10 protein-coding genes are annotated in these 12,894 nt (G+C 53.0%); all 10 read left to right on the top strand.

The window, feature by feature from the left end; genetic code table 11:
• The first annotated feature begins 273 nt into the window (after window positions 1-273).
• The 10 genes from sdhC (at window position 274) to ACNRUY_RS13785 (ending at window position 12,719) form a co-directional block, all read left to right on the top strand.
• Complete coding sequence (gene sdhC, locus ACNRUY_RS13830; RefSeq protein ID WP_488112230.1) at window positions 274-648, top strand: succinate dehydrogenase, cytochrome b556 subunit; 375 nt, start codon at window positions 274-276, stop codon at window positions 646-648.
• Entirely contained in the window at window positions 642-1,010 is a 369-nt protein-coding gene (sdhD, locus tag ACNRUY_RS13825) for a succinate dehydrogenase, hydrophobic membrane anchor protein (protein WP_488112229.1), read from the top strand. Before sdhC ends, sdhD begins: the two co-directional genes overlap by 7 nt.
• Window positions 1,011-1,013: 3 nt before the next feature.
• Window positions 1,014-2,786, top strand: a complete 1,773-nt coding sequence (sdhA, locus tag ACNRUY_RS13820) for a succinate dehydrogenase flavoprotein subunit (protein ID WP_488112228.1) — start codon at window positions 1,014-1,016, stop codon at window positions 2,784-2,786.
• 11 nt (window positions 2,787-2,797) lie between these two features.
• The gene (locus ACNRUY_RS13815; RefSeq protein WP_488112227.1) at window positions 2,798-3,502 is read left to right on the top strand and encodes a succinate dehydrogenase iron-sulfur subunit; all 705 of its coding nucleotides are present in this window, start codon (window positions 2,798-2,800) and stop codon (window positions 3,500-3,502) included.
• A 320-nt stretch (window positions 3,503-3,822) separates the two neighbouring features.
• Window positions 3,823-6,657, top strand: coding sequence for a 2-oxoglutarate dehydrogenase E1 component (locus tag ACNRUY_RS13810; RefSeq protein ID WP_488112226.1), 2,835 nt, complete (start codon window positions 3,823-3,825; stop codon window positions 6,655-6,657).
• A 139-nt stretch (window positions 6,658-6,796) separates the two neighbouring features.
• Entirely contained in the window at window positions 6,797-8,011 is a 1,215-nt protein-coding gene (odhB, locus tag ACNRUY_RS13805) for a 2-oxoglutarate dehydrogenase complex dihydrolipoyllysine-residue succinyltransferase (RefSeq protein ID WP_488112225.1), read from the top strand.
• A gap of 62 nt (window positions 8,012-8,073) precedes the next feature.
• Window positions 8,074-9,513, top strand: coding sequence for a dihydrolipoyl dehydrogenase (lpdA, locus tag ACNRUY_RS13800; protein WP_488112224.1), 1,440 nt, complete (start codon window positions 8,074-8,076; stop codon window positions 9,511-9,513).
• 120 nt (window positions 9,514-9,633) lie between these two features.
• Complete coding sequence (gene sucC, locus ACNRUY_RS13795) at window positions 9,634-10,803, top strand: ADP-forming succinate--CoA ligase subunit beta (RefSeq protein ID WP_488112223.1); 1,170 nt, start codon at window positions 9,634-9,636, stop codon at window positions 10,801-10,803.
• Window positions 10,800-11,672, top strand: coding sequence for a succinate--CoA ligase subunit alpha (gene sucD / locus ACNRUY_RS13790; protein ID WP_488112222.1), 873 nt, complete (start codon window positions 10,800-10,802; stop codon window positions 11,670-11,672). Before sucC ends, sucD begins: the two co-directional genes overlap by 4 nt.
• 168 nt (window positions 11,673-11,840) lie before the next feature.
• Entirely contained in the window at window positions 11,841-12,719 is an 879-nt protein-coding gene (locus ACNRUY_RS13785) for a UbiA family prenyltransferase (RefSeq protein ID WP_488112221.1), read from the top strand.
• Window positions 12,720-12,894 lie beyond the last annotated feature (175 nt).

Below are 12,894 nucleotides of genomic sequence, written 5' to 3'. Positions count from 1 at the left end.
TTTGTTACATAAGCCGAAAGCAGGATGCGTTGTGTGTCAGTATGGGTTAAGGGTAAGTGCTTAATAACGTGAGCAATTGTAATTAGATGTTAGAGTGTATATACTCCGATCCCGAAGCCGCCAGAGCCTTGTTTTTCAGGTGTTGACGGCTTTTAACGGGGGAGCTGTCACGGGTTGGTTCTGACGGTTCCGGCCTGCTTGTCATGGGGTCCAGAGAACCTGGATGTTCTTGCTGATTCTGCTGTGTACGTGGTCGCACGTTGGGGCAAAAGAGTGAATAGCAAAAGACCTGTCAATCTCGATATTACAACAATCAAATTACCCTTGCCTGCCTACACATCCATACTGCATCGAATCTCCGGTGTTGTTCTGTTTGTAGGCCTGGGGTTTCTTTTATACGGACTGGATCTGTCGCTGGCTTCTGAAGAGTCTTTTGAAGCGCTCAGGGAGCTGCTGGTCTCTCCTCTGGCAAAGTTCATTGTCTGGGGGATGCTGTCTGCCCTTATTTATCACTTTGTTGCAGGTGTCAAGCATCTGCTGATGGATGTGGATATTGGTGATGGCAAGGAGTCTGGTCGGCTGGGGGCTGTGTTGACGCTTGTGCTTTCAGGGGTACTGATTATTCTGGCGGGGGTCTGGGTATGGTAACCAATATCACCAATTTGTCCCGCAGCGGGCTGTATGACTGGATGCTGCAGCGGCTGACGGCGATTATTCTGGGGGCCTATACGGTTTTTCTTCTGGGATATATTGTGACCAGTCCGGGTCTGGAGTATGAGCAGTGGGCAACCTTGTTTGACCAGACCTGGGTGCGGATCTTCAGCCTGCTTACCCTGATCTCTGTTCTTGCCCATGCCTGGGTCGGCATGTGGACGATTACCACTGATTATTTTAATGACCGTGCGTTTGGTGGTAAGTCCGTACTGATTCGGTTTCCGGTACAGCTGGTCTGTTTTATAGCCCTGTTCAGCTATGTGATCTGGGGCGTACAAATTCTCTGGGGGCTTTGATAGATGTCAGCACTTCGTACCCTGACTTATGATGCGATTGTGATTGGCGGCGGCGGTGCCGGTATGCGGGCAGCCCTGCAGTTAACCCAGTCGGGCATCAAAACGGCCTGTGTCACTAAAGTGTTTCCCACCCGCTCTCATACGGTTTCTGCCCAGGGTGGGATAACCTGTGCCATAGCCAGTGCAGATCCCAAGGATGACTGGCGCTGGCACATGTTTGATACGGTGAAGGGCTCTGACTACATCGGTGACCAGGATGCCATCGAATACATGTGCTCCGTTGGCCCTCAGGCGGTTTTTGAACTTGAACATATGGGACTGCCTTTTTCCCGGACCGAAGAAGGGCGTATTTACCAGCGTCCTTTTGGTGGCCAGTCCAAGGACTTTGGCAAAGGCGGTCAGGCGGCCCGTACCTGTGCAGCCGCTGACCGCACCGGTCATGCTTTGCTGCATACGCTTTACCAGGCAAACCTGAAAGGCGGAACCACCTTTTTAAATGAGTGGTATGCGGTTGACTTGGTGAAAAATCAGAAAGGTCAGGTCGCCGGTGTTATTGCCATTGATATAGAAAGTGGCGAAACCGTTTATATAAAAGCCAAGGCCACGGTCATGGCAACCGGAGGCTCCGGAAGGATTTATGCTTCCACCACCAATGCTCTGATCAATACCGGGGATGGTATCGGTATGGCCCTGAGGGCAGGCTACCCCATGCAGGACATGGAAATGTGGCAGTTCCACCCAACCGGTATTCACGGGGCTGGTGTACTGGTGACGGAAGGTTGTCGCGGTGAAGGGGGCTACCTGATCAACAGTGAGGGCGAACGTTTTATGGAGCGTTACGCTCCTAACGCCAAGGACCTGGCTGGTCGGGACGTGGTGGCTCGTTCCATGGTTATTGAAATTCTTGAAGGACGTGGCTGTGGTCCCAATAAGGATCATGTGTTGCTGAAGCTGGATCACCTGGGTGAGGAGACGCTGAATCTCCGTCTGCCCGGTATCTGTGAGCTGTCGAAAACATTTGCCCACGCGGATCCAGTCAAGGTACCTGTTCCGGTGGTGCCCACCTGCCACTATATGATGGGCGGGATTCCCACCAATGTTGGCGGCCAGGCGTTGCGTCAGGACGCCAGTGGTGACGATGAGGTTATTGAAGGGCTCTACGCCTGTGGTGAGGCTGCCTGTGTCTCCGTTCACGGGGCGAACCGCCTTGGGGGTAACTCGTTGTTGGATCTGGTGGTGTTTGGTCGGGCTGCGGGCCTTCAGATTGAAAAGAACCTGAAAGAAGGGTTTGATTCGGTGGATGCCTCTGACAGTGATGTGGAGGCTGCCCTGTCCAGGCTTGATCGCCTGAACCATTCAACATCCGGTGAAAGTGTGGCCAAAGTACGTGCCGATCTGCAAAACACCATGCAACTGTACTTTGGTGTTTTCCGTGAAGGGGAAAGCATGCAGAAAGGCCTGAAACTGCTGGATGAGCTGGGCGAGAGGCTGGCAAACCTGCATCTGGAAGACAAGAGCAAGGCCTTTAACACCGCCCGGGTTGAAGCGCTTGAGCTGGAAAATCTTTACGAAGTGGCCTATGCCACGGCGGTTTCTGCGGAGGTGCGCAAGGAGTCCCGTGGTGCCCATGCCCGTAATGATTTCCAGGAAAGGGATGATGAGAACTGGCTCGCTCATTCTCTTTACTCTCCTATTGATCAATCAGTGAGCAAGCGTGCGGTGAATTTCTCACCGGCAACCATGGAGGCATTCCCTCCCAAGGCAAGGACTTACTGAGGGGCAGGATAATGAAGGTTAGCGTCTATCGTTACAATCCGGAAACCGACAAAAAGCCCTATATGAAGGACTTTGAGGTGGACATCCCTGAGGGCCGGGACCTGATGGTGCTGGATGTCCTGAACCTGATCAAGGAGCAGGATCCCTCGCTGGCTTATCGTCGTTCCTGCCGGGAAGGGGTCTGCGGCTCCGATGGTTTGAGCATCGGAGGAACCAATGGTCTGGCGTGCATCACGCCCCTGTCCGAGGTCGTCAAAGGAAATAAGCTGGTGCTCAGGCCACTGCCGGGTCTTCCGGTGATCCGGGATCTGGTGGTGGATATGAGCCTTTTCTACAAACAGTATGAAAAGATCAAGCCTTATCTGATTAATGATGAACCCGCCCCTGCTATTGAAAGGCTGCAGTCTCCGGAGGACCGTGAAAAGCTGGATGGGCTTTATGAGTGCATTCTTTGTGCCTGCTGCTCTACCGCCTGTCCTTCCTTCTGGTGGAATCCGGACAAATTTGTGGGTCCTTCGGGTTTGCTGCAGGCTTACCGCTTTCTGGCAGACAGCCGTGATACGGCGACCCAGGAGCGGTTGGCGGATCTGGATGATCCTTTCAGTGTTTTCCGTTGCAGGGGCATCATGAATTGTGTCAATGTGTGCCCCAAGGGGTTGAACCCAACCCGGGCCATCGGTCATATCAGGCAGATGTTGTTTAAAAGTGCGACTTGAGCAGGGGTGAATGATTTTCTGTGGGCTTGACCAGCCCGGTTAAAGGGAAAGTAAGCCATTCGTTCATGTGGATCAGGAATTCTGGCAGGCGGTTCCTGGTGGATAACCAGCCTGCTGAACACACAGTTGTGCTGCTGCCAGCAGGAACGTTGGGGGCGCCAGAGCTTGAACCAGCAGGGGCGGTCGGAAAACATCCGATCTTATCTGCGGGGGCTTGTTCACTGGCAGTCTGAGAGTGCCAATGACGGTTGACGTCTGGCCAGACTGGTGGGTTTGACAGGTTTCCCGGGATAGAGCCCCAGACACACGGGGTATCAACCATGCAAGAAGGTGTCATGCAGCGGATGTGGAGTTCATCCCACATAGCAGGGGGAAATGCTGCATACGTCGAAGAACTTTATGAGCGCTATCTACGCGACCCAAACAGCGTAGAGACGCAATGGCGTGATTATTTTGAAAAGCTTCCCCCGGTCAATGGTGGCGGTGTTGATGTTCCCCATTCCACCATCCAGGAAAACTTTATTCTGATGGCGCGCCAGCGCCAGACTACCCGCCCCATCCAGGCCTCCACCGTTTCTTCCGATCATGAGCGAAAGCAGGTTCAGGTGCTCCGCCTGATCAGTGCATTCCGTATCCGGGGACACCAGAGTGCGGTGATTGACCCACTGGGGGTTATGAAGCGGGAGGAGTTTCCGGACCTTTCCCTTGAATACCATGGGTTGAGTGAAGCGGATCTGGATACGGAGTTTCAAACCTCAACCTTATTTATTGGTAAAGAACACGCCACCCTGAAAGAGATTTATGATGCCCTGAGAGCCACATACTGTGGCGCTATCGGTGTTGAATACATGCACATTGTCAACACGGAGGAGCGACGCTGGTTCCAGAGCAGGATGGAAAGTGTTCGTGGTCGCCCTGAGGTGGGTGTGGAAGCCCGGTTGCATCTTCTGGAGCGTTTGACCGCTGCCGAAGGGCTGGAAAAATACCTGGGAACCAAATATCCGGGAACCAAGCGTTTCGGCCTTGAAGGCGGTGAGTCTCTGATACCCATGCTGGATGAGATCATTCAGCGCTCCGGATCCTATGGCACCAAGGAACTGGTGATCGGCATGGCTCACCGGGGGCGTTTGAACGTTCTGGTCAATATTCTTGGTAAAAATCCCGGCGACCTGTTTGATGAGTTTGAAGGAAAGAAGCTGGTTGAGCGTGGATCCGGTGATGTGAAATACCATCAGGGCTTCTCTTCCAATGTCATGACCCCGGGAGGAGAGGTTCATCTGGCCCTCATGTTCAACCCTTCACACCTTGAGATTGTCTCGCCGGTGGTGGAAGGCTCTGTGAGGGCTCGACAGGATCGGCGACTGGACCCCGTAGGTGGGCAGGTTGTGCCAATCGCCATTCATGGGGATGCGGCTTTTGCCGGGCAGGGCGTCGTCATGGAAACCCTGCAGATGTCCCAGACCCGGGCTTATAAAACCGGCGGAACCATCCACATCATCGTCAACAACCAGGTTGGGTTTACCACCAGTTTCCGTGAGGATGCCCGTTCTACAGAATACTGTACCGATGTTGCCAAAATGGTGGGGGCCCCCATTCTTCATGTCAATGGAGATGATCCTGAAGCCGTTCAGTTTGCCACCAAACTGGCCCTGGATTATCGCATGGAGTTCCGGAAGGACGTTGTTGTCGATATGGTCTGTTACCGTCGCCGTGGCCACAATGAAGCGGATGAACCCTCCGGCACCCAGCCGATGATGTACAGCAAAATAAAGAGCCACACAACCACGCGGGATCTTTATGCTCAAGCACTGCTGAAGGAGTCCGTTCTCAGCAATGAAGAGGACAAACAACTGGTAGAGAGTTACCGGTCGGCCCTGGATAACGGGGAGCATGTGGTCAAGGCCCTGGTCAAGGAGCCGAACACCCAGTTGTTTGTAGACTGGTCACCCTATCTTGGACACGAATGGACCGCCAGGCACGATACCCGTGTGGCGACAGCAACGTTGCAGGCACTTGGGCAGAAGCTGTGTGAAGTGCCTGAGGGCTTTGTCCTTCAGCGCCAGGTCAGCAAGATAGTTGAGGACCGTCGTAAAATGGCGGCCGGTGCCCTGCCCATCAACTGGGGCTGTGCAGAGCTGCTGGCCTATGCCACGCTGCTGATGGAAGGCAGTGAGGTGCGAATCACGGGGCAGGACGTGGGGCGCGGTACCTTTTCTCACCGTCACGCGGTGTTTCATAACCAGAAAGACGGGTCAGCCCTGGTGCCCCTGGCGCGTCTTTCAGAAGACCAGCCGCGTTTTCAGATCTGGGATTCCCTGCTGTCTGAAGAAGCGGTTCTGGCCTTCGAATACGGGTATTCGGCAACCACGCCCAATGCGCTGGTGATCTGGGAAGCCCAGTTTGGTGACTTCGCCAATGGTGCCCAGGTAGTGATTGACCAGTTTATCACCAGTGGCGAGCACAAATGGGGGAGGCTGTGTGGCTTGACCATGTTGCTGCCCCACGGTTATGAAGGCCAGGGTCCTGAACACTCTTCGGCACGCCTGGAACGTTTCCTGCAATTATGTGCGGAACACAATATCCAGGTGTGTGTACCAACGACCCCGGCCCAGGTCTTTCATATGCTGAGGCGTCAGGTGCTTCGTCCTCTGAGGAAACCACTGGTGGCTTTCACACCAAAAAGCCTGTTGCGTCATAAACTGGCGACCTCCTCTCTTGAGGAGTTGGCAGAGGGGAGCTTCCAGACCATTATCCCGGATGTGGACGAGCATGATCCCGCGGCGATCACCCGTATGATCATGTGTTCCGGTAAGGTCTATTATGACCTTCTGGACAAGAAATGCTCAGAAGAGATCAAGGACAGCATTGTTGTTCGTATTGAGCAACTGTATCCCTTCCCTCAGGAAGACCTTGATGAGCTGATTGCCCAGTATCCCAACCTGGAAACGGTGGTCTGGTGTCAGGAAGAACCAATGAACCAGGGTGCCTGGTACTGCAGTCAGCATCATATGAGGCGGTCTGTTGGAGGGCACCCGAACAAGGCCTTAAGCCTGAATTATGCGGGACGGGAAGCCTCGGCTGCACCAGCGTGTGGTTATATGTCGACCCATGCCCAGGAACAGCAGGCGCTGGTTAATGATGCATTCAGCATCTAGCAAGTAAATTGGCCCTGCTTTCATGGCAACATAAGGATGAAAGCGGAGCCGCAACCCATATCGGTTGAACGAACTGTCTGTACAGGCGTTCATCCAGAGCGGGACACGCTCACAGGGGCGAAGACGCAAAGGATCCATAATGGCCACTGAAATTAAAGCACCCACATTTCCTGAGTCCGTAGCAGATGGCACGGTTGCCACCTGGCACAAACAACCCGGCGACAGCTGTCACCGGGATGAATTGCTGGTGGATATTGAGACCGACAAGGTTGTCCTTGAGGTAGTTGCTCCTGCAGATGGTGTTCTTAAAGAAGTGATCAAGGGGGAAGGGGATGTTGTTCTCAGTAATGAGGCCATCGCCCTGTTTGAAGCGGGCGCGGTAGCCACAGCCCCGGCGGCCGCTGAGTCGGCCCCCCAGGAAGAGGCAGTGGCAACTCCGACTCAGGAACCCATCCTGAGCCCTGCCGCACGACGCATGGCGGATGAGAAAGGCATTGACCCGGCGGCCATTGCCGGAACCGGTAAAGGGGGAAGGGTTACTAAGGAAGATGTAGTGCGGCATGTGGAAACGGCACCTGCTCCTTCAGCGGCGCCTGCTGCTCCGTCTTCCCCTGCTCCTCAGGTTGAGGTAACAGCGCCGGTCTTTGATGGGGATCGTGTGGAGAAGAGGGTTCCCATGACCCGCCTCAGGGCCAGGGTTGCCGAGAGGCTGGTGGAAGCCCAGCAGTCAGCCGCGATGCTGACCACGTTCAATGAAATCAACATGAAGCCGGTGATGGATCTGCGTGCCCGATACAAGGACGATTTCGAAAAGCGTCATGGTGTCCGGCTTGGCTTTATGTCATTCTTTGTGAAAGCTTGTATTGAGGCTTTGCGTCGTCACCCGGTGGTGAATGCGTCCATAGATGGTAATGATATTGTTTATCACGGCTATCAGGATGTGGGGGTGGCGGTGTCCAGCGACCGGGGCCTGGTGGTTCCGGTGCTTCGTAATGCTGAGCATATGAGCCTTGCTGATATTGAAGCCCGCATTCGCGAGTTTGGAAAAAAAGCAATGGATGGTAAGCTCGGCATCGATGAGATGACGGGGGGGACCTTTACCCTGTCTAATGGTGGTGTTTTCGGTTCATTGCTGTCTACCCCGATTCTGAATCCGCCCCAGTCAGCCATACTGGGGATGCACAAGATTCAGGAAAGGCCAATGGCAGTCAATGGCAAGGTTGAAATTCTGCCCATGATGTATCTGGCACTCTCTTATGATCACCGCCTGCTGGATGGTAAAGAAGCGGTTACCTTCCTGGTGACCATCAAGGAGCTTCTGGAAGATCCGGCCAGAATTCTCCTGGAAGTGTAACCCCTGTTCCGTGAGAGGCAGCCATTGAGCTGCCCATTATTGTTTGTTTTGGAAGAGAACTTATGGCAAATCAGTTCGACGTGGTAGTGATCGGTGCGGGTCCTGCGGGCTATGTCTGCGCAATTCGCGCAGCCCAGCTGGGCCTGAAAACTGCCTGTATCGAGAAATGGTCCGATGATAAGGGCAAAGCCAAACTGGGCGGTACTTGCCTGAATGTAGGTTGTATTCCTTCCAAGGCTCTGCTGGACAGTTCCCATAAATACATTGAAGCGCAGGAAGACTTTGCCAAGCATGGCATCAAGCACAGCGGTGTTGAGATGGATGTGCCGGCGATGATTGCGCGCAAGGACAAAATCGTTAACCAGCTGACCACCGGTGTGACCGGGCTGTTTAAGGCCAATGGCGTTACTCTGCTGGAAGGTACTGGAAAACTGCTGGCGGGCAAGCAGGTTGAGCTGACGAAAGCGGATGGTTCGGTTGAAGTGGTTCAGTGTGAAAATGTGGTTATTGCCACTGGCTCACGCCCTGTGGAAATTCCTCCCACTCCCCTTACTGATGGCTTGATTGTTGACTCCACTGGTGCCCTGGAGTTCCAGGAAGTTCCGAAACGCCTTGGTGTTATTGGTGCGGGTGTTATTGGTCTTGAACTGGGAAGTGTCTGGGGGCGCCTTGGCTCTGAGGTAGTGGTTCTGGAAGCCCAGGACAGCTTCCTGGCTCTGGCGGATCAGCAGATTGCCAAAGAGTCCCAGAAAATCTTCAAAAAACAGGGGCTGGATATTCGCCTGGGTGCCCGTGTTACAGGCTCCGAGGTGAAAGGCAAAGAAGTCGAAGTCACCTATCAGGATGCCAGTGGCGCTGAGCAAAAGCTGACCTTTGACAAGCTGATTGTTGCAGTGGGCCGCCGTCCCTACACGGAAAGCCTGCTGGCCACTGACTGTGGCGTTAATCTGGATGAGCGCGGTTTTATCTTTGTCGATGACTACTGTAATACCGATGTTCCAGGTGTTTATGCCATCGGTGATGTGGTTCGTGGCCCGATGCTGGCGCATAAGGGCAGCGAAGAGGGCATTATGGTTGCCGAGATCATTGCCGGACAGAAAGCCCAGATGAACTATGACTTGATTCCTTCGGTTATTTACACTCACCCGGAAGTGGCCTGGGTCGGTAAAACCGAGGAAGAGGTCAAGGCGGGAGGTGAAGAGTACAAAGTGGGCACTTTCCCCTTTGCGGCCAGTGGACGAGCCCTTGCCGCCAATGAAAACCACGGCATGGTCAAGGTCATTGCCGACAAAGCCACAGACCGTATTCTGGGTGTTCACGTGGTGGGACCAAGTGCTGCGGAACTGGTTCAACAGGGTGTGATTGCCATGGAGTTTGCGGCCAGCAGTGAGGACCTGGCGCTTACCATTTTCTCTCACCCGACCTTAAGTGAAGCACTGCATGAAGCCGTGCTTGCTGTTGATGGACATGCGATTCACATTGCCAATCGAAAGCGTCGCTGATTAATGAAATATAAGGAGCGGGCCAAGGCTGGCCAGCTCCTTTTAATGACCGCTTCCATGGATGTGGATTGACGACAATCTTAAAAACAACGCTCAATAAAAATAGAGGGCCGCGTCAGAATGAATCTTCACGAGTACCAGGGTAAACAACTGTTTGCTGAGTATGGTCTGCCCGTTTCTACAGGTGTGGCAGCAGATACTCCAGAACAGGCAGCAGCGGCTGCTGATGAAATTGGTGGTGATCGCTGGGTGGTTAAAGCCCAGGTTCATGCTGGTGGGCGTGGGAAAGCCGGCGGAGTCAAGCTGGTGACCAGCAAGGACGAAATTAAAGCATTTGCCAGGCAATGGCTGGGTAAAAACCTGGTCACTTATCAGACTGACGAAAACGGTCAGCCGGTCAGTAAAATTCTTGTGGAAAGCTGCACGGATATTGATCAAGAGCTGTATCTTGGTGCGGTGGTGGATCGTTCATCCCGAAAAATTGTTTTTATGGCCTCTACTGAAGGGGGCGTGGAGATTGAAAAGGTCGCGGAAGAGACTCCCGAAAAAATACTGAAGGCGACCATTGACCCATTAACGGGGGCTCAACCTTATCAAGGGCGGGACTTGGCCTTTCAATTGGGTTTGAAAGACAAGCAGGTCAAACAGTTTACCCAGATTTTCCTCGGGCTGGCGAAGTTGTTCCAGGAGTGTGATCTTGCCCTGTTGGAAATTAATCCTCTTGTCATCACCAAAGAAGGGGATCTTCATTGTCTCGACGCGAAAATCAATATTGACAGTAATGCGCTTTATCGCCAGCCAAAACTGAAAGCGATGCATGATCCGTCCCAGGAAGATGCCCGTGAAGCTCATGCTGCACAATGGGAACTGAATTACGTGGCGCTGGATGGCAATATTGGCTGTATGGTCAATGGTGCCGGCCTGGCCATGGGTACCATGGATATTGTCAAGCTCCATGGCGGTGCTCCTGCCAACTTCCTTGATGTTGGGGGAGGGGCAACCAAAGAGCGGGTGACGGAAGCGTTCAAGATTATTCTGTCAGACGACAACGTTAAGGCTGTTCTGGTCAATATCTTTGGTGGCATTGTGCGCTGTGATTTGATTGCAGAGGGGATTATTGGCGCCGTGAAAGAGGTGGGGGTTGAAGTACCTGTGGTGGTTCGACTGGAAGGAAACAATGCTGAGCTGGGCGCGCAGACTCTGGCCAACAGTGGCCTGGATATTATTGCCGCCAGCAGCCTGACCGAGGCTGCCCAGCAGGTTGTTAAAGCAGCGGAGAGCCACTCATGAGCGTACTGATCAATAAAGAGACCAAAGTCATCTGTCAGGGATTTACCGGAGCTCAGGGGACTTTTCATTCGGAGCAGGCCATTGCCTATGGTACCCGGATGGTAGGAGGAGTGACACCAGGAAAGGGTGGTCAGACTCATCTGGGCCTACCGGTTTTCAATACGGTTTCTGAAGCGGTTCAGGCAACGGGTGCTGAGGCTTCCGTGATCTATGTGCCTGCGCCTTTCTGCAAGGACTCTATTCTGGAAGCTGCCCATGCCGGGATCCAGTTGATTGTCTGCATTACGGAAGGTATTCCCACCCTGGATATGCTTGAGTGCAAGGTCAAGTGTGATGAGTTGGGTGTTCGTCTGATAGGCCCCAACTGTCCGGGAGTGATTACACCGGGTGAGTGTAAAATCGGCATCATGCCTGGGCATATTCATCTGCCTGGAAAGGTGGGGATTGTGTCTCGTTCAGGGACTTTGACCTATGAAGCCGTGAAACAAACCACCGATTATGGCTTTGGTCAGTCCACCTGTGTAGGCATTGGTGGTGATCCGATACCGGGATCCAGCTTTATCGATATCCTTGAACTGTTCCAGAAGGATGACAAGACAGAAGCCATCGTAATGATCGGTGAAATTGGCGGATCTGCGGAAGAGGAAGCGGCTGCCTATATCAAGGACCATGTTACGAAGCCTGTTGTTTCCTACATTGCTGGCGTGACCGCACCTCCTGGAAAGAGGATGGGGCATGCAGGGGCAATCATTGCGGGTGGAAAAGGCACGGCTGATGAAAAGTTTGCAGCCCTGGAGGCGGCGGGTGTGAAAACTGTTCGCAGCCTTGCGGACATCGGAGAAGCCTTGAAGGAAGCCACTGGCTGGTAACACCAGCATTTTAACACTCTTTCACCCCTGGTATGGTTTTACTGTACTGGGGGTGTTTCGTTTTTATCCTGTATCGGTTTACCGCTATAGCATCATCGACGGGCTTTAAAATAGGATTTGCGGCTTTGCTTGATTTTGAAATAGATGTCCGACTCAGGGAGTCCGCTGGTGGATACCTCACATTTGAATCCTGAAAAATACCGGTTGGTGAAGGCTCTGAGGCCCTTTTCATACTCTGTGGCACTGATTACCTGTGGGTTGGGGGTTGCCCTGGCCTATCACCAGGGGCAGGGGGACTGGCTGAGGTCTTTACTGGTCATTCTTGCCGGCGTTCTGCTCCAGGGGGCCTGTAACCTTGCCAATGATCATGCAGATGTTGAGCTTTGGCGAAAGCAACCTTGTGAGTTATCCAGGCAGGTTATCCAGCAGATTCAGTCTAATTTCAAGCTGGGGGGCTTTTGTGCCCTGATTGCCTGCCTGATGGGCATCTGGCTGGTGATTGAGGTTGGCTGGCCCCTGCTTTTGCTAGGCGTTTTCGGCGTCATTGGCGGTTATTTCTATACCGGAGAGCCCGTTAATTACAAGCAGAGAGGCTGGGGCGTGGCAGCCGTTTTCCTGTTTACGGGCGTCTTGATGGTAAGCGGCTCTTACTATGCGGTATCAGGTGTCTGGTGTAATAAGGTAGTGTGGATTTCTATCCCGGTCAGTATGTTGGCTTCTGCTTTGCTGCTTGCTAATGAAGTTCGGGATTTCCTGGATGACCTTAATCATAATATTCGGACATTAACGGTACGTATTGGCCTTGAGAAGGGTAAGTTTCTCTATGGGCTGATCATGCTGATGGTTTTTCCCATCAGTTTTTATTTGTACTGGCTGGGGTATGTCAATAATCTTCTCTATCTGTTGATTTCACTGGCATTTGTCTGGCAACCCCTGAGCCTGCTCTGGCATAGCGCAGGAGATCATCAGATGGTCCGCTTGCCGCCACTGACAGGTCGTTTTTTTATGGTGTTTGGGATCGGTTTTATTTTAGGGGTGATCTATTAAAAAAAGCCCGTGTTGAGCGGGCTTTTTATCGAGAGTCATTTTTGTTAGGGAAGGTGCGAACAACCCCAGCTATTTGATAAATTCATCTTTTGGGATCGCAAAAGCAGCCTAGCCCCTGCAATTTTTGGTGGATAATCCACCAAAAACTTACTTGAAAGTGGCAGGGTTTAACCAC

The sequence above is a fragment of the Endozoicomonas sp. Z74 genome (genome assembly GCF_057680865.1).
Note: the sequence above shows the minus strand (reverse complement) of the source record. Positions and strands in the feature narration are given on the sequence as shown.